This is a genomic window from Lentzea waywayandensis (assembly GCF_900115955.1).
GTDB classification, from domain to species: domain Bacteria; phylum Actinomycetota; class Actinomycetes; order Mycobacteriales; family Pseudonocardiaceae; genus Lentzea; species Lentzea waywayandensis.
This window is the reverse complement of sequence record NZ_FOYL01000008.1, coordinates 1-17072: the sequence shown is the minus strand read 5'-3', so window position 1 is coordinate 17072 and position 17072 is coordinate 1. Positions and strand designations below refer to the sequence as shown.

The 17072-nt window shown below is 67.1% G+C and carries 20 protein-coding genes; 13 read left to right on the top strand and 7 right to left on the bottom strand.

Going from position 1 to position 17072, the window contains the following annotated elements; translation table 11 throughout:
- Positions 1-29: 29 nt before the first annotated feature.
- Positions 30-2579, bottom strand: a complete 2550-nt coding sequence (locus tag BM417_RS27990; protein WP_245822209.1) for a chitobiase/beta-hexosaminidase C-terminal domain-containing protein — start codon at positions 2577-2579, stop codon at positions 30-32.
- A 179-nt stretch (positions 2580-2758) separates the two neighbouring features.
- On the opposite strand from BM417_RS27990, the gene BM417_RS27985 reads away from it, so the two are divergent.
- Together BM417_RS27985 and BM417_RS27980 are read left to right on the top strand one after the other, a co-directional pair.
- Entirely contained in the window at positions 2759-3568 is an 810-nt protein-coding gene (locus tag BM417_RS27985; protein WP_177320637.1) for a helix-turn-helix domain-containing protein, read from the top strand.
- Positions 3468-3725, top strand: coding sequence for a DUF397 domain-containing protein (locus tag BM417_RS27980; RefSeq protein WP_322788996.1), 258 nt, complete (start codon positions 3468-3470; stop codon positions 3723-3725). Before BM417_RS27985 ends, BM417_RS27980 begins: the two co-directional genes overlap by 101 nt.
- Here BM417_RS27980 and BM417_RS27975 read toward each other — a convergent pair.
- From BM417_RS27975 to BM417_RS27960, 4 genes are read right to left on the bottom strand one after another with little or no spacing between them, the layout of a single operon-like run.
- Positions 3703-5367, bottom strand: a complete 1665-nt coding sequence (locus tag BM417_RS27975) for an aminotransferase class V-fold PLP-dependent enzyme (RefSeq protein ID WP_093600799.1) — start codon at positions 5365-5367, stop codon at positions 3703-3705. The genes BM417_RS27980 and BM417_RS27975 overlap by 23 nt on opposite strands.
- Position 5368: 1 nt before the next feature.
- Positions 5369-6127 (bottom strand): amino acid ABC transporter ATP-binding protein, encoded by a 759-nt coding sequence (locus tag BM417_RS27970; RefSeq protein WP_177320636.1) that lies wholly within the window; start codon positions 6125-6127, stop codon positions 5369-5371.
- Positions 6114-6947 (bottom strand): amino acid ABC transporter permease, encoded by an 834-nt coding sequence (locus tag BM417_RS27965; protein WP_093600796.1) that lies wholly within the window; start codon positions 6945-6947, stop codon positions 6114-6116. The genes BM417_RS27970 and BM417_RS27965 overlap by 14 nt, the downstream gene beginning before the upstream one ends.
- Positions 6937-7839 carry an ABC transporter substrate-binding protein gene (locus BM417_RS27960; protein WP_093600794.1) on the bottom strand — a complete coding sequence of 301 codons (903 nt, stop codon included), beginning with the start codon at positions 7837-7839 and terminating at the stop codon, positions 6937-6939. The genes BM417_RS27965 and BM417_RS27960 overlap by 11 nt, the downstream gene beginning before the upstream one ends.
- A 134-nt stretch (positions 7840-7973) precedes the next feature.
- On the opposite strand from BM417_RS27960, the gene trxA reads away from it, so the two are divergent.
- The 8 genes from trxA to BM417_RS27920 all read left to right on the top strand — a co-directional run bounded on the left by trxA (position 7974) and on the right by BM417_RS27920 (position 12527).
- Positions 7974-8354 (top strand): thioredoxin, encoded by a 381-nt coding sequence (trxA, locus tag BM417_RS27955; protein ID WP_093600792.1) that lies wholly within the window; start codon positions 7974-7976, stop codon positions 8352-8354.
- 33 nt (positions 8355-8387) lie between these two features.
- Positions 8388-8777, top strand: coding sequence for a phage holin family protein (locus BM417_RS27950; RefSeq protein ID WP_093600789.1), 390 nt, complete (start codon positions 8388-8390; stop codon positions 8775-8777).
- Positions 8774-9061, top strand: coding sequence for a DUF3618 domain-containing protein (locus tag BM417_RS27945; RefSeq protein WP_093600786.1), 288 nt, complete (start codon positions 8774-8776; stop codon positions 9059-9061). The genes BM417_RS27950 and BM417_RS27945 overlap by 4 nt, the downstream gene beginning before the upstream one ends.
- Positions 9058-9327: a DUF4235 domain-containing protein gene (locus BM417_RS27940; protein WP_093600783.1), complete on the top strand. Its 270-nt coding sequence runs from the start codon at positions 9058-9060 to the stop codon at positions 9325-9327. Before BM417_RS27945 ends, BM417_RS27940 begins: the two co-directional genes overlap by 4 nt.
- Positions 9328-9412: 85 nt before the next feature.
- Positions 9413-10261, top strand: coding sequence for a chorismate transformation enzyme, FkbO/Hyg5 family (locus BM417_RS27935; protein WP_407656181.1), 849 nt, complete (start codon positions 9413-9415; stop codon positions 10259-10261).
- A 38-nt stretch (positions 10262-10299) separates the two neighbouring features.
- Positions 10300-10818: a VOC family protein gene (locus tag BM417_RS27930; RefSeq protein WP_093600777.1), complete on the top strand. Its 519-nt coding sequence runs from the start codon at positions 10300-10302 to the stop codon at positions 10816-10818.
- A 21-nt stretch (positions 10819-10839) separates the two neighbouring features.
- Positions 10840-11928, top strand: a complete 1089-nt coding sequence (locus BM417_RS27925) for an S-(hydroxymethyl)mycothiol dehydrogenase (protein WP_093600774.1) — start codon at positions 10840-10842, stop codon at positions 11926-11928.
- Positions 11928-12527: an MBL fold metallo-hydrolase gene (locus BM417_RS27920; protein ID WP_093600771.1), complete on the top strand. Its 600-nt coding sequence runs from the start codon at positions 11928-11930 to the stop codon at positions 12525-12527. The genes BM417_RS27925 and BM417_RS27920 overlap by 1 nt, the downstream gene beginning before the upstream one ends.
- Here BM417_RS27920 and BM417_RS27915 read toward each other — a convergent pair whose 3' ends face one another.
- Positions 12528-13286 carry an enoyl-CoA hydratase/isomerase family protein gene (locus tag BM417_RS27915; protein WP_093600768.1) on the bottom strand — a complete coding sequence of 253 codons (759 nt, stop codon included), beginning with the start codon at positions 13284-13286 and terminating at the stop codon, positions 12528-12530.
- Positions 13287-13388: 102 nt separating this feature from the next.
- On the opposite strand from BM417_RS27915, the gene BM417_RS27910 reads away from it, so the two are divergent.
- The 3 genes from BM417_RS27910 to BM417_RS27900 all read left to right on the top strand — a co-directional run bounded on the left by BM417_RS27910 (position 13389) and on the right by BM417_RS27900 (position 16726).
- Complete coding sequence (locus BM417_RS27910) at positions 13389-14357, top strand: DUF2332 family protein (RefSeq protein WP_177320635.1); 969 nt, start codon at positions 13389-13391, stop codon at positions 14355-14357.
- Positions 14358-14368: 11 nt separating this feature from the next.
- A complete protein-coding gene (locus BM417_RS27905) occupies positions 14369-15286 on the top strand; it encodes a hypothetical protein (RefSeq protein WP_093600762.1) in 918 nt (305 codons plus the stop codon).
- Between the two features lie 72 nt (positions 15287-15358).
- The gene (locus tag BM417_RS27900; protein ID WP_093600759.1) at positions 15359-16726 is read left to right on the top strand and encodes a glycoside hydrolase family 28 protein; all 1368 of its coding nucleotides are present in this window, start codon (positions 15359-15361) and stop codon (positions 16724-16726) included.
- A 20-nt stretch (positions 16727-16746) separates the two neighbouring features.
- Here the strand turns inward: BM417_RS27900 and BM417_RS27895 are convergent.
- Positions 16747-17072: transposase (locus BM417_RS27895; RefSeq protein WP_177320634.1), on the bottom strand; the 326-nt coding region annotated here is incomplete at its 5' end.

Sequence of the window (17072 nt, the reverse complement as noted above, 5' to 3'; positions counted from 1 at the left end):
GAGGTGACGGGCCGTATTTCAGAGCGGCACTACGGGTAGTTGATGACGTTCACCGGCACGGTGCCCGGCGGTGTCACCGCCCCCACGTCGTTGATCACGTGGGTGATCGTTCCCTGGTAGTTGAGCGACACGGTCAGCAGGTTGTGCATCCGCACGCCGGGCCGGTTGGGCACCTCGAACGCGTGCTCCGCTCTCACCGACGGGTTGACGTTGAAGAAGCAGTAGCTGCCGAGCCCCCACGCCTCGTGCGTGGTGACGTTGTCCGCGACCTTGTAGGCCGCGTAGCCGGTCACCCCGTTGGGAGCATTCCAAGCCGCCTGGTTCGGCACGTCGTACGGCATCTCGTTCTGGTAGAAGATCGTCCGTCCGCCGTTGCCGTTCCAGATCACCTGGTACTTCTGGTAGTGCTCGACGAACAGGCCGGTGGCCAGCACGTCGTTGCCGTTCACGACCAGGCCGGTGTCACCGATGGCCTCGTTCCAGCCCCAGGTGCCGGCGTTGCCGTGGTCGGCCCGCCAGATCCAGCTGTGGTCGATGATCGTGTTGTTGCTGTTGACGACGAGGCTGTTGGTCGCCTTGCCCGCGACCGCCCCGCCGACGCGGAAGAACACGTCCTGCAGCGTGGTCGGGTTGGACGCGTGCGAGGCCGAGGAGCCCGCGGGCCCGACGGTCAGCAGCGAGTTCGACAGGGTGGTTCCCGCGTCGAACAGGATGCCCTTGATCCGCACGCCGTCGACGTCCGCGACCTGCATCGCGGTGACGCCGTTCTGCGGCACGATCGTCGCGTAGCCGATGCCCAGCACGACGGTGTTGGGCCGCGTGATGTTGATCGTCTGGTTGACGTTGTAGATGCCGGGCGTGAAGAACAGGTTGCAGCCCTGACCCAGTGCCGCGTTGATCGTCGCGGCGGTGTCACCGGACTTCACGACGTAGAACTGGCTCATCGGCAACGACGTGCCGGGAGTGCCGCCGTTGATCCACGACGCACCGGAAGCGTTGGTGCGCAACGAAGGCAGGAACACCCGGTACTGGTTGCCGTCGAGGTAGAGGTAGGGCACGTCGCGCGAGATCGGCGTCGTCGCGAGGTTCGTCGACGGCGGGCTCGGGAACGTGTTCGCGGGTGCGCCCGGCGTACCGGAGAACACCATGTTCCACACGCCGCCGTTCCAGCTGCCGTAGTTCGTGTCCCGCGTGTACCACTGCTGCTGCGAGACCGACGCCGTCTGACCCGACACCCGGCTGTCGGCCGTGTAGCCGCCGGACGCGAACCCGTAGCTCGCCGGGTAGAGCGCGAGGTTGCCGCGGATGTCCATGCGACGGAACGGCGCGGCCTGCGCGACCGCCCACCGGTTGGTGCCGCTGCTCGGGTTCACGGCCATGTTCTCGGCGGAGCGCCAGAAGTTCTGCAGCGCCACGCCCTTGTCGGACTCGTTGAACGCGTCCACGGTGATGTCACCGTTGATCAGCACGTCACCGGGGTTGCGGCCGAGACCCGAGACCGACGTGTAGTAGCCGACGTCGTCGTGGATGCCGCTGTAGGTGCCGGGCTTGAACAGATGCGCGACCCGCCGGGGTGCCATCTGCGCGGTCAGCGTGTCCTTCTGGTTGTTGAAGTCGATGTCGAGCTGCGTCTGGATGCTCGTCGCCGACATGCTCGGGTCGAAGATGCGCGTGTTCGGCCCGAAGTTCGGGTTGTCGGACTGCGTACAACCCTGCTGCGTGCCGATCGTGTAGGTCGCGCTGGCCACGGCCGAGTTCGCGAGCCCCGCCTTGATGCCGATCGCACTGATGGTCCTGTTGCTGGGCACGGAGATCGGCCCGCTGTAGACCGGCGAACTGGCCGTAGGTGTCGAACCATCCACTGTGTACCGGATCGTCGATCCGGAGGTCGCGGTGGAGATCGTCACCGTCTGGGCGGTCGCGTAGGCGCCACCCGGCGGACTGAAGGTCGGCGTCGCGACCGGCGTGCCGATCACGTACGACGCGCTGCCGACCGACGAGTTCGCCTGACCCGACTTGATACCAATCGCGTTGATTGTCCTGTTGCTGGGCACCGAGATCGGGCCGCTGTACAGGGTCGACGACGAGGTCGGCGTCGAGCCGTCGATCGTGTAGCGGATCGTCGCACCGGACGTGGCGGTCGAGATCGTCACCGTCTGAGCGGTCGCGTAGGTGCCGCCAGGCGGGCTGAACGTCGGCGTCGCGACCGGTTGCGGCGCACTGTTGTGCGTGTAGCTGAAGTGCGGTGTGTCGTACTGCGGCCCGGACTTCTCGTAGGTGAACCAGTAGTCGATCACCGTGCCGGCCGACAGCGACCCGACGGTCTTCTGCCAGGTCCCGGCGTTGTTGGTCATCCGGAAGTTCTGCTGCGCTTGGCCGGAGATCAGGTAGTGCACGTCGACGTAGACAGCAGGGGTCGTCGGCGTGAAGTTGATCCGGGCTTGAGTCGCGTCGATCGCGGTCACGTTCTGCGTGTAGTCGTCGGCCGCGTATGCAGCCTCGACCGTCGCCAATGACGACAGGGCAATCGCTACGGCGGCCAGTCCGCGCCGCCATCTCATCTTTGAGAGCGCTCTCACACCTGGAACGGTAAAGCCGGGATGACGGTGAGGGAAGACGTAAGTTACGGGAAAGTCCCGAGGCTCCAGCGGAACGCGAACCGGGACCGGGACTGTTTTCACCCGAACGAGCAGCTGATTGTATTGAATACAACCCATAGCGTCGGCGTATGACTCCATCCACCGCGTACAGCAGGGACTTGGGCGACGAGCTCCGCAGGCTCCGCGAGACCTGCATGGGCCTGGCGGGCAACAAGATGGCCGTGAAGCTGGGCTGGGACCCGAGCAAGGTCTCGACTGTAGAGCACGGCAGGGCGCGCGCCAGCGAGGTAGACATCATCCAGTACCTGTCAATGTGCGGTAAGGACATCGACTACATCAACGACTTCAAGCGCCGCTACCAGCACGCGTTCGATGAGTACATCGTGCAGGTGTCCGACAACCTCCGCACGGTCGCGATGGCCGAGGCCACCGCGACGGCGCTCACGAGCTACTCACCGCAGGCGATACCGGGCCTGGTCCAGACTCCGGAGTACGCCGACGGCCACTACCGAATGACCGGAATGGTGACGGAGGCGCGGATCCCAGCCCTCGTCCAGGTCCGGGTCGACCGCCAGACGGTGCTGCGTAGGCACAATCGGCCGACTTGCGTGTTCTACATCCATGAGAACGCGCTGCGATTGCGGGTGGGAAGCAGCGCGATCATGGAGGATCAGTACGCCCGGCTCCTGTTTCACGCGCACGCCATCCGGGTAGTGCCCGCCGATGCTCCCGTGGTCGCCTCCAGTTGCTCTCTTTGGGAGTTCGAGAAGTCGCGGCCGGTGGTCTACAGCGAGACCGAACTGACGAACGTGTACGTCCAGGATCCCGGAGCCATCGCTCGTACTCGGCTGCTCTTCGATCGCCTGGATGAAGTCGCATTGGATGCGGAACAATCGCGGAGCAGGCTGGCGGACTACGTCGGCCGACCGCGAGAGGATTCCGATGATGCAGGACCGCACTTGGCGTAAGAGCAGCTACAGCGTCGGCACCGAAGAAGGTGAGTGCGTTGAGGTGTCCCTAGCCCACGACGCACTCGTGCGGGACTCGAAGAACGCGAGTGGCGACGTCCTCGCGTTCTCGTCCCCCGCCTGGCAGAACCTGCTCAGGTCCCTCGGTTCTCGTTGAGGTAGTTGTAGATCGTGTAGCGGGTGACCTCCAGGACGCCCGCCAGGTGGTCGACCGAGTCGCGGATGAGGAAGAACCCGGCCTCGTCCAGCACTCGGACGACCTGCGACTTGTGCACCTTCTTCATCAGCTCGACGGGCACGCCGACGTCGGCGATCGCCTTCTCGACCAGCACGCGCTGAAGCGTGTCCACGTCCTGCGGGAACGACTCCACGGGTCCGGAAGCCTCGTGTGCCGCGAGTTTGTTGACGCACAGGCAGCCCACGGCCACGCCGGCCGCGTCGCGCACGAACGTGGTCGACGACCAGATCGCGCGGCCGTCCGGGGCGTACGTTTCGTAGCCGGGCATGTCGGTGGTCGTGCCGCGCCGGACGAGGCCCAGCAACAGGTCGGTCATCGGGCCGCCCACCTGGCGGCCGGTGAGCGAGCCGGCGATCGCGATGATCGAGTTCGGCAGGCGGGACAGGTCGTGCACGACGACCTCGGTGTCCGGGCCCAGTGCGGACGCGAGGCTGTCGATGGTCGGCACCAACGCTGAGAGCGCGGCCGGGATCGGTGAGGAAGCCGATGCGGACAACGACTTCAGGGCTGCCCGCAGGCGTTCCAACGTTCCCCGCGACGTGGTGGCGTGCGGGGACAGGCGGACGTGCTCGGGGCGGACGGTGGCGGTGATTCCGAAGGCGTTCAACGCTTCCCCGACCACCGAGGCGGCTTCGGGCATGGTGAAGGCCAGGATTCCGGCGCGGCGGTCGCGGGCCGACACGATCTTGCCGCCGCTCGACAGCACGATCTCCTCGACTTCCGCGACGATCTCGCTCACCGCCGAGTCCAACGACGAAACGCCTGCCAGTTCGACAAGTTCCAGCGCTTCCGCGAAGGCGCCGGACACGACCGGCGAGAGGTTCGTGATGTTCCAGGAGGCGGCGTCCGGGGCGGCGTCGTGCACGGCGTCGTCGAACAGGCCCGCGTCCACCGCGCCGGTCCAGCCCGACAACACCGGCGTCAACCTCTCCAGCGCACGGTCCGACAGCACGACGAAACCGGTGCTCCAGCCCGCCCGCAACCACTTCTGGCCGCCGACCACGAGCACGTCGGCCAGTTCCCACGGTTCGTCGGCCACGCCGAAGCCCTGGATGCCGTCCACGATCAGCAGGCGATCGCCGACCACCTCACGCAACGTCGCCAGGTCCGCGCGGTAGCCGGTGCGGAAGTCCACAGCGGACACCGAGAGAGCGGAGACCTCAGGCGTCAGGCGGGTTGCGACGGCCGCCGGGTGCACCGGGCCGTCCAGCAGAACGGACGGAAGTCCCGCCCGCACCCACGGATAGGTGTTGGACGGGAACTCCGCGGCCGAGTACATGACGGTGCCGGACAGACCGAAGGCCGCCTGGAACAGGCCGATCGACGTGTTCGGCACCAGAGCCACGTGGTCGGTGTCGGTGCGACACAACCGCGCGACGGCGGCCTTCACCCGTTGTTCCTCGCGCATCAGCGTGTCCACAGTGGACGGCCCGGCGAGAGACGCCTGTTCCATCAGCCGCGAGGTCGCCGTCACCACCGCCAGAGATGGTGGGCCGAAGCGGGCGAAGTCGAGATACCCCTCCGGTTCGCGGAACTGGGCGAGGTACGGGGCGTCGGTCAACTCAGAGCACCTTTGCGAGGAACTGTTGCGTGCGCGGCTGCTGCGGATTGTCCAGCACGTCGGCCGGCGTGCCGCTCTCCACCACGGCGCCGTCGACGAGGAACACCACGCGGTCGGCGACCGAGCGGGCGAAGCCGATCTCGTGAGTGACCACGATCATCGTCATGCCGTCGCGGGCGAGCGAGGTCATGACGTCGAGCACCTCGCCGACCAGCTCCGGGTCCAACGCGGACGTGGGCTCGTCGAACAGCATCAGCTTGGGCTTCATCGCCAGAGCACGCGCGATCGCAACACGTTGCTGCTGACCGCCCGAGAGCTGGCCGGGGTAGGCCGAGGCCTTCTCGGCGAGTCCCACCCTTTCCAGCAACGCCAGCGCCTCCGCGCGCACCTCGGCCCGGCTCCGGCCGAGGACCTGGACCGGGCCTTCCATGATGTTCTCCAGCGCCGTGCGGTGCGGGAAGAGGTTGAACCGCTGGAACACCATGCCGACGTCGCGCCGCTGGTGGGCGGCGTCGCGTTCGCGCAGTTCGTAGAGCTTCCCGCCCGACGCCCGGAATCCGACGGGCACGCCGTCGACCCAGATCCGGCCGGCGTCGATGGTCTCCAGGTGGTTCACGCAGCGCAGGAACGTCGACTTGCCCGCACCTGAGGGCCCGAGCAGGCAGACGACCTCGCCGCGCTCGACCTCCAGGTCGATGCCCTTGAGCACCTCGGTGTGGCCGAACGACTTGCGGACCCCAATCGCCTCAACGAGGGCCATAAGCACGCTCTAGGTAGTGCTGCCCGATCGACGCGACGGACACCATCACGAGGTACCAGGCCGCGGCGGCGAACAAGGTTTCCATGATCTCCAGGTTGCGCGAGGAGATGTTGTTCGCGGCGTGGATGAGCTCCAGGAAGGCGATCACCGACGCCATCGAGGTGCCCTTGATCATGTTGATGAAGTTGTTGCCGGTCGGCGGGATGATCACGCGCATCGCCTGGGGCAGCACGACTCGGCGCAACGTCGTCAGCGGGGTCATGCCGATCGACTTGGCCGCCTCGGTCTGGCCCTCGTCGACGCTGCTCAGGCCCGCGCGGACGATCTCGGCCATGTAGGCGCTCTCGTTCAGGCCGAGCCCGAGCAGCGCCGCGACGAACGCGGTCATGACCACGTTGGTGGGCACGGAGAACACCATCGGGATGCTGATGTTCTGGAACACCAGCGCGAGGTTGAACCAGATCAGGATCTGCAGCAGCACCGGCAGGCCGCGGAACAGCCAGATGTAGCCGACCGCGAACCACCGCGCGACGGGGTTCGCCGACAGCCGCATCAACGCGACGATCACGCCGAGGACGATCGCGCCGCCCTGCGCGGCCAACGCCAGCACGATGGTGTTGAGCAGGCCTTCGAGCATCACGGGGTGCGTGAAGAACCCCGGCACGTCCTCCCACTGGATCTGGGCCTCGGCCATCGCCCAGCCCAGACCCGCGATGACCAGCAGGATCACCGCGCCGCTGAACCACCGCCAGGGGTGGCGCAGCGGCACGACGGTGAGCTCCCTCTGCTGGAGCTCACTGGTCTGGAGATCACTTGCCATTGATCGCGGCCTTCGTGATCGCACCCTGCTTGATGTCCCAGGTGGTGACGATCTTCTCGTAGGTGCCGTCGTCGATCAGGGACTGCAACGCGCCCTTGATCGCCTCGGACAGCTTGGCGTTCTTCTTCGCGACACCGATGCCGTACGGGCCGCCGTTGATCGGCGCGAGCGGCACGACCTCGAAGTACTGGCCGTCGCCAGCGGTCTTCGCGACGTAGACGGCGGTCGGCAGGTCGTTGAGGATCGCGGCGACGCGGCCGGTGCGCAGCTGGTTCTGGTTGCCGGTGTCGCTGTCGGTGACGCTCAACGTCACCTCGGGCTTGCCGGCGGCCACGCACTTGGCGCTCTGCTCCTTGCCGAACTGCTCCTGCGAGCTGCCCAGGTTCACCGCGATGCCCTTGCCGCACAGGTCGTCGGGTCCCTTGACGCCCTGCGGGTTCCCCTTCTGCACCATGATCGTGATGCCGGAGGTGAAGTAGTCGACGAAGTCGATCTTCTGCTGGCGCTCGGCGGTGTCGTTCATCGCGGCCATCGTCACGTCGACACGGCCGGTCTCCAGGCTGGTGATCAGCGAGCTGAACGCCATGTCGCTGTGCTCGGCCTTGAGCCCGAGCTTCGCGGAGATCGCCTTGATCAGGTCGACCTCCGAGCCCATCGGCGTCTTGCCGTCCTGGTCGTAGAAGTTGTTCGGCGGGTTCTGGATGTTCGAGCCCACCTTCAACGTGCCGGCCGAGGCGATCTCGGGCGGCAGCAGCGCGGCGAGCGCGTCGTCCTTCTTGACCGAGCCCAGGTCGGACGACGGAGGCGTGGACGTCTGAGCGGGGTCAGACGTGGACCCGCAGGCGGCGAGCCCCAGTACGAGCAGCGAGGTCACGAGCAGGCGCGGCTTCATGGCGGGGACCGTACAACGTCCAGTTGAAGACGTCCACAAAAAGTTGAAACCAGGCGTGACCGGGCGCACGCCGGGAATTCCATCGGCGTCTGCTCCGTTGGATCGGGTGCCCCCAGCAAACGAGGAGGACCAACATGGCGACGGTCGAGCTGACCAAGGAGAACTTCGACGAGGTGGTCGGTGACTCCGACGGCTCCGGCATCGTCCTGGTCGACTTCTGGGCCGAGTGGTGTGGCCCGTGCCGCGCGTTCGGACCGACCTACGAGGCCGCGTCGGACAAGAACGAGGACATCGTGTTCGGCAAGGTCGACACGGAGGCGCAGCAGGAGCTCGCGGCCACGTTCGGCATCCGGTCGATCCCGACGTTGATGATCGTGCGCGAAGGTGTCGTGCTGTTCTCACAGCCGGGCGCACTGCCCGCCCCCGCGCTGAACGACCTGATCCAGCAGGCGCGCGACGTGAACATGGAAGAGGTCCACGCGAAGGTCGCGGAGGCCCAGGCCCAGCAGGGCTGATTGACTCTACGCCGCTCGGGGTAGTCGAGGTGCATGAACACCGACACGTCGACCGCGCAGCTGGTCCACCAGCTGTCCGAGCAGGTGAGCAGGCTCGCGCGCGATGAGATCCGTCTCGCCGTCGCGGAGCTGAAGGACAAGGGCAAGCACGCCGGTGTCGGCGCCGGGATGTTCGGCGCGGCCGGCGTGTTCGCGTGGTGGGGTGGGCTGAGCATCGTCGCCGGCCTGATCCTGCTGCTGGCACTCGTAGTACCGCCCTGGGCGGCCGCGTTGATCGTCGCGGCCGCCCTTCTGCTGTTCGCGGGCATCTTCGCGCTCGTGGGCAAGGGCCAGGTCAAGCAGGCCGCGCCCCCGGTGCCGAGGCAGGCGATGGACAACGTCCAGCAGGACATCGCGACGATCAAGGAGAGTGCGCACCGATGAGCGACCCCAAGGAAGAACTGCAGCGCGACGTCGAACGGACCCGGCGTGAGCTGGGCGAGACGGTGGAGGCGTTGGCGCACAAGGTGGACGTGCCCGGCCGGGTGAAGGAGCAGGCGCAGGAGACCCGGTTGCGGATGGCCGTCGCCACCAACCAGGCGGTCGACTCGCTGCCCGAGCCCGTGGCGGTGCAGGTCGAGAGGGCACGCCGGCACCCCGGGGCCATCGCGGCGGCGCTGATCGCGCTCGTCCTCGCGATCTGGGCGATTTCCAGGAGGAACGGATGAAGCTCCTTTACCGCCCGCTGGGAATGTTGATCGGTGCGCTGGGAGGGTTCCTCGCCACCGCCATCTTCGGTCAGATCTGGAAACTCGTGGCGGGTGACAAAGAAGCGCCCAGTGCCACCATGCGCAACCGCGCCTGGAGCGAGGTGCTGATCGCGGCGGCGTTGCAGGGCGCCATCTTCGGCCTGGTCAAGGCCGCCATCGACCGCGGCGGGGCCAAGGGTTTTCAGAAGCTGACCGGTGAATGGCCCGGCGACGAAGAGGATTGAGCACCCGTCTGTCCAATCAAGACGCGTAGGTGCGGACAATCCGGTGGCGTCTTAATCTGGCCCAGTCCCCCGGGAAAGGCCAGTGATGACTCGTCAGGTGCGGGCTCGTGCGCTGTTTTCGACGTTCGAACCGCTCACCGCCGTACCGGACGACCCGGCCCGTGCACGGCTGGGCGTCGTCAGGTTCGCCGGCACGTCCTTCAACCCCGTGGTGAAGGCCGGGTATCCGGAACTGACGGTCCACCTGGCCGACGAGGATCGTGGCTTCGCGGAGGTCTGGACGAGCGCGCACGGCGTGGAATCCGGTGAGCACAAGGCGATCGCCTATGCGCACGACGGCGAGTACCTGTTCTGCGCCGGACGGATCCCGCCGTGCGACGAGCACACCTACGCGGGGCGGCTGGCGTTCCGCGCGGCCCTGGAACTGGCCGGCAAGCTCGGCTACCACCACGTCTTCCGGATGTGGAACTACCTCCAGGACCTCAACCCCCGGACCTACCGCGAGTTCCTGCTCGGCCAGGCCGAGGCGTTCGCACGACGGCCGGTGACCTGGAGCGGCCTGACCGCGGCCACCGTGGTCGGCTCGCTCGGCGGCGGCATCGCGTTCCACTTCCTGGCCTGCCGGACGGGCGAGCCGGTCACGATCATCTCTCCCAGCGGCGCGCGCGGGGTCTACGCGCACGGGCGGCTGTACTTCTCCGCGCCGTCGCTCGACGACGCCGAGGAGCTGATGAGCACGGCGAACCTCGCCCAGTGGGGTGTCGACGACGGGTTCGGGCTGCACGACGTGTCGTCGTTGAAGATCTACGCCCGGCAACCGGGTGATCTTTCCCAGGTCAGGCCCCGCCTGGATCCCGCGACCTCGGTGGCGTTCCTGCAGGCCACGTTGCTCTCCCAGGACGACGCGGTGGAGTTCGAGGGTGTCGCCGGGTAGCCCTGCGGACGTTTGAATCCTCAACTACTCTGGCGCGCATGCCACAGCCAGAGGGTGATGACCTCGCCGCGATCCGGGCCAAGCGCGACGAGCTGCGCGCGAAGTACGTGAAGCCACTCGCCGAGCGAGGCGGCTCGCCGACCCAGGGCGTTCACCACATCGCGTTGATCTGCAAGGACGTCGAGGAGACCATCCGGTTCTACCAGGAGTTCCTCGGCTTCCCGCTGGTCGAGCTCGTGGAGAACCGCGACTACAACGGCTCCAGCCACTTCTTCTTCGACCTCGGGGCCAAGAACCTGCTGGGGTTCTTCGACTTCCCCGGCCACGACCACCCGCCGTTCTCCGAGACGATCGGTGCCGTTCAGCACCTGGCCCTGTCGACTTCGCCCGAGCGGTTCGCCGAGATCAAGTCCAAGCTGGACGAGGCGGGGATCGAGTACCTGGGCCCCGACCGCGGCGTCGAGGACAGCCTGTACATCCGCGACCCCAACGGTGTAGGGATTGAGTTCTACCGGGAAGAACTCGGCGAGTTCGAAGGCACGACACTGATCAACTGATCAACTGAGGACGGAGTCGCAGTGGCGCAAGAGGTCAAGGGCATCGTCGCCCGGGGCAAGGGACAACCGGTGGAACTGACCTCGGTGCTGGTGCCCGACCCCGGCCCCGGCGAGGCAGTGGTGAAGATCCAGGCGTGCGGCGTCTGCCACACCGACCTGCACTACCGCGAGGGCGGCATCAACGACGACTTCCCGTTCCTGCTGGGCCACGAGGCCGCGGGCCTGGTGGAGTCGGTCGGCGACGGAGTCACGGACCTGGCGCCCGGCGACTTCGTCGTGCTGAACTGGCGCGCGGTCTGCGGCACGTGCCGCGCCTGTCGTCGCGGCAAGCCCTGGTACTGCTTCTCCACGTTCAACGCGTCGCAGCCGATGACGTTGGCCGACGGCACGAAGCTCTCGCCCGCGCTGGGCATCGGCGCGTTCGTCGAGAAGACTTTGGTCCACTCCGGACAGTGCACGAAGGTCGACCCGTCCGCCCGCGCCGCCGCTGTCGGCCTGCTGGGCTGCGGTGTGATGGCCGGCGTCGGTGCCGCCATGAACACCGGCGGTGTCGGCCGTGGCGACTCGGTGGCCGTGATCGGCTGCGGCGGTGTCGGTGACGGCGCCATCGCGGGCGCCCGCATCGCCGGTGCCGCGAAGATCATCGCCGTGGACACCGATCCGCAGAAGCTGGAGTGGGCCAAGGGTTTCGGCGCCACGCACACCATCAACGCACGTGAGGTCGACGACGTGGTGGTCGCGATCCAGGACCTGACGGACTCGTTCGGCGCGGACGTCGTGATCGACGCGGTCGGCCGCCCCGAGACGTGGAAGCAGGCGTTCTACGCCCGCGACCTCGCCGGAACCGTTGTCCTGGTGGGTGTTCCGACGCCGGACATGCAGCTCGAGATGCCGCTGATCGACTTCTTCTCGCGCGGCGGCGCGCTGAAGTCCTCGTGGTACGGCGACTGCCTGCCCACGCGCGACTTCCCGATGCTCGTGGACCTGTACCAGCAGGGCCGCTTCGACCTGGACGCGTTCGTCAGCGAGGAGATCCCGCTGGACGGCGTCGAGGGCGCGTTCGAGAAGATGCACCGCGGCGAGGTGCTGCGATCGGTCGTGGTGTTCTGATGCCGCTTCGCGTTGATCACACCGTCACGTCCGGCACGTTCTCGCTGGACGGCGAGACCTTCGACGTCGACAACAACGTCTGGGTCATCGGGGACGACGCCGAGTGCGTCGTCATCGATGCGCCGCACGACGTGGACGCGATCCTCAAAGCAGTCGATGGCCGCAAGGTCGTCGCGATCCTGCTGACCCACGCGCACGACGACCACGTTCGCGTCGCACCGGATCTGGCTCACGCGACCGGCGCGCCGATGGCGTTGCACCAGGACGACCACATCGTGTGGAACCTGACGCACACCGGCGTGATCCCGCACCAGGCGCTGGAAGACGGCCAGGTGCTCACCGTGGCCGGCGAGGAGATCCACGTGCTGCACACGCCGGGGCACTCGCCTGGCGCCGTGTGCTTCTACGTGCCGTCGCTGGGCGCGGTGTTCACGGGCGACACGCTGTTCCAGGGCGGGCCGGGCGCGACCGGCCGGTCGTTCTCGGACCGGCCGACGATCGAGGCGTCGATCCGGGAGAAGCTGCTCACGCTGCCCGGCGAGACCGTGGTGCACACCGGGCACGGTGCGGACACCACGATCGCTGACGAGGTGTTCTAGCTAGAACCGCGGAGGCCGCTTCTCCAGGAACGCCGTCACGCCCTCGGCGTAGTCGGCGCTGGAAGCGGCCTCCGCGTACAGCGCACGCACGAAGTCGTCCTCGTGCCCGCCGTCCGTGATCGAGTTGATGATCTTCTTGGCGCCCCGCACCGACACCTGCGCGCGGCCCGCGATCTGTTCGGAGAGTTCCTTCACGCGGGCGTCCAAGGACTCCACGACCTCGTTCACGAGCCCGATCCGCAACGCCGTCGCGGCGTCGATCAGATCGGCGGAGAACAGGATCTGCTTCGCCCAGGCCGGGCCGACCGCGTCCACGAGGGCCTTGGTGGACGTGAAGTTGTAAACGATGCCGAGTTTCGCGGGCGTGATGCCGAATCGCGCATCGGAGGACGCCACCCGAATGTCGCAGGCGAGGGCGATCTCGCAGCCGCCGCCGACGCAGAAACCGGAAATCGCGGCAATCGTGGGTTTGTCGAGCCGGGCAATGGCGCGTTCGCCGTTGTGCACGGCCTCGCCGTAGTGGGCGGCGCCTTCCGGGCCGCGGCGCAGGGTCGAGAACTCCGCGATGTCGGCGCCGGCGGAGAAGTGCCCGCCGCCCCGGATCACCAACACCCGCACGTTCTCATCTGCGGAAACCTGTTCCAGGAGCCCCGGTATGGCCGACCACATCTCGTACGACATGGCGTTGCGCTTGGCCGGGCGGTTGATCGTCAACGTCGCGACCGGACCGGCCGCGGACAGCTCCAGGAACTCGCTCACCCGCCGCACGATACCTACCGCCTTCTGGCGGCACGCGCGGTCTCGGTTGGTAGTAACGCGTTCACCTCCTTGTAAAGTCCGTTGCCGAAGAGGGGAGGAAACGTGACTGCGGCCGCCATCGGTGCTTCCACGCTGCGCACGCTCGCGGTGCGGTTGCGCACCAGCGCGCCGGTGTCCGCGCGGATCCTCTCCGAGCTCGCCAGCGAACTCGACCGGGGCGGGCCGGTGGCGGACCTGCTGTGCTCGCACAGCGCCGTGCACAGCCCCCTGTTCGGCATCCAGGCGCTCGCGGGCGTGCGGTTGCTGATGCTGTCGGGAAAGGCGCCGGAGCTCAGTCAGCGGTTCGCGAGCGCGCACGCGGCGGCGATGGCCGGGGAGTCCGATTCCACGGCGCTGCTCGCGTGGCTGGCAGCACGGCGCGCGATCGTCGAGAACGCGGGCGAGATCCTGGCCGCGCTCGATCGCACGGTCCAGCAGCACCAGCCGAAGACGGCCGGGTTCCTGCTGCGGGGTCTCACGATGATCGGGGCGCCGAAGGTCCGGCTGCTCGAACTCGGCGCCTGTGCGGGGCTGAACCTCATCCTCGACCACTACCGCTGGTTCGGCCTCGGCTGGGAGTGGGGCGACAAGGACTCGCCGGTGCGGCTGGCCGCGGTCGGGCCGCAGCCGCCGAACCTGGAGATCGTCGACCGGGCCGGCTGCGACCTCCAGCCGCGCGACCCCGCCGATCCCAAGCACGCGATGATCCTGCACTCGTTCATCCCGCCCGAGCACGACGCGCTGCGCTGGGACCTCGACGACGCCATCGAGCTCGCCGCCAAGGTCGGCGTGAAGGTCGCGCGCTCTCCCGCAGGGCGGTGGTTGCGCGAGAACCTCGTGCCACCCGACGAACGCGGCACGTACACGGTGATCTGGCACAGCTCGTTCTGGGCGTACCTGACCGAGGACGAGCGCCACGAGATCGAGACGACGCTGACCGCGGCGGCCGGGTCGATGCCACTCGCGCGCGTTGCCTACGAGTCGACAGACTTTCGCTCAAACCCCCGGCTGACGGTCACCATCTACAGCTAACCTCCGGCGTCGTGAAAACGATCCGTGCCTCCCTGCTGGCCGTCGCCCTCTTCACCACGGCCCTCACCGCGCCCGCCCAGGCCGCGGTCTCGGACTACGACCTGGCGCTGCACTGGGCGCCGGTCCACCACCAGGACACCGACTCCTCGGACTACGACGCCGACTATCTGTCCACTGTGGACTTCGACGGTGACTGGAACACGCTGAACAACTGGGAGAACCAGACCCAGCTCGCGAAACTGACGGGCGCCGCGTACTACTCGGTGGTCGAGACGTCCACGCACTGGTTCCTCGTCTACAGCTTCTTCCACCCGCGCGACTGGGACGACCAGCCGGACCCGTTCGGCACCAGGACCCACGAGAACGACCTGGAGGGCACCCTGTTCGTCGTCCGCAAGGACGCCGGGTTCGGCAAGCTCGAAGCCGCGGTCACGGTGGCGCACAGCGACTTCTACTCCTACGTGCCCGCCGGGTCGCCGTACCAGAACGGGTCGGAGACCATCGACGGCACGCTGTTGCTGGTCGGCGGCCGCCCCGCCACCTTCCAGGAGGCCAAGGGCCACGGCCTGTACCGCTGGAACGGCTCCGGCTTCCCCGGCGGCGACGGCGTGATCTACCAGCCCGCCGCCACCGGCGAGGTGCCGTCGGGCGGCAACGACCGCAGCGTCGGCTACCGCCTGGTGAACTCCCTGGACGCCAACGGGATGTGGGCACGCCGCAACAACTCGGAGACCTACTCGTCGTTCGGCACCTTCCGCGGTGACAACGGCAAGGACAACGCCGCCAACGCGCCGTGGGGCTGGGACGACCAGAACGACGGCGCGATCTACCGGGGCTACCTGGCCACCGATCCGGCCCTGGTCATCGACAGGTACTTCACCAACAAGGGCGCGTTCAGCCTGACCTACACGCACAACGCCTTCCGCTAACCCACTGCAAACGTTTACAGTGTTTTCTGCAACACCCGCCGCCGTTCCCTTCATCGTGGAAGAGGACGTCGCATGGACGGCAGGATCAACCGCAGGCTGCTGATGAAGTCCACCGTCGTGGCCGCGGTCGCCACACCGGCGCTGACAGCGACCGCGCTCGCGGTCGCTGTCCCCACCCTGCCCTGGCCGGCCGCCAACGAGATCGTGCGGAACACGAAGCTCCCGTCGTTCCCCGACCGGAATTTCGACGCGACGACGTACGGCGCCAAGGGCGACAACAAGACCGACAACACCGACGCGTTCAAGAAGGCCATCGCCGCCTGCAACGCCGCGGGCGGCGGGCACGTGATCGTTCCGAAGGGCACCTACGTCACGGGTGCGATCCATCTGCTGAGCAACGTCGACTTCCACCTCGAGGACGGCGTGCTGCTCAAGTTCTCCGGCGACGCCTCGAAGTTCCCGACGGTGCTCACGCGCTACGAGGGCATCGAGTGCATGAACCGCTCCCCCATGGTCTACGCGCACAAGCAGACCAACATCGCCATCACCGGCAAGGGCACGCTCGACGCGGGCGCCACCGGAGGCTGGAACAAGGGCAGCGACCGCTCGTACCTGGAGTCGCTGGTGGCCAAGGGAACCCCGCCCGACAAGCGCGTGGTTCCCGGCTCCGGCAAGAACATGCGCTCGACGTTCATCGAGCCCTACGACTGCGACACGGTGCTGATCCAGGGCCTCACGCTGAAGAACCCCAAGTTCTGGCAGATCCATCCCACGCTCTGCAAGAACGTCACGGTCGACGACGTGCACACCGACCCCACGACGTCCGCCAACAACACCGACGCGGTGGACCCGGAGTCGTGCGACCACGTCGTGATCTCCAACAGCGACCTCGGCGCGCACGACGACAACGTGGCGATCAAGTCGGGCCGCGACGAGGACGGACGGCGGCTCAACGTGCCGTGTCAGAACATCGTCGTCGTCAGCTGCCGCATGAACGGCAACTGGGGCGCCATCACGTGCGGCTCCGAGCAGACCGGTGGCATCCGCAACGTCTACGGCTACCAGCTGAACTGCGTCAACGCCACCAAGTTCGCCCTGTACGTCAAGTCGAACACCAAGCGCGGCGGCTTCTCGCAGAACATCAACCTGGACAGCGTCTCCGGCGTCTTCGGGCGCGCGTTCATCTACGTCACCACGACCTACAACTCGCAGACGGGCAGCAACGTGCCGAAGTTCGGGCCGTTCTCCGTCTCGAACTCCAGCTGCACCAAGGCTTCCAAGGTCCTCGACGTGTCCGGCCTCTCGCAGGAGCACGTCAAGGGCCTGGAACTGCGCGACTCGAAGTTCAACGGCCTCGGCAGCACCACCAACACCGTCAAGAACGTCGACGGCCTGAAGTTCACCAACGTCACCGGCAACGGAAAGCCGATGACCAAGTAGCTGCTAGTAGACCGTCGCTTCTAACCTTTGGGGTAGAGGTGACGGAGTCGGGTGCGGGCGTCGTCGGTGGTGAACTGCCAGTCGACTCCGCGCTGGTTGGTGTTGGTGGTGTGTTGCCAGGCGGCGAGTTCGGTGTTGAGGGTGTCGAGGTCGCTGATGCGGCGGTCGAGGCATTGCCGTGACAGTGCGGACAGTTCGATCTCGGCGATGTTGAGCCAGGAGCCGTGTTTGGGGGTGTGGTGGATCTCCAGGCGCTGGGCCAGGGCGAAGGCCTCGCCGGGTTCGAACGCCTCGTAGAGCGAAGAGATGGTGTGGGTGTTGAGGTTGTCCATGACCAGCACCACGG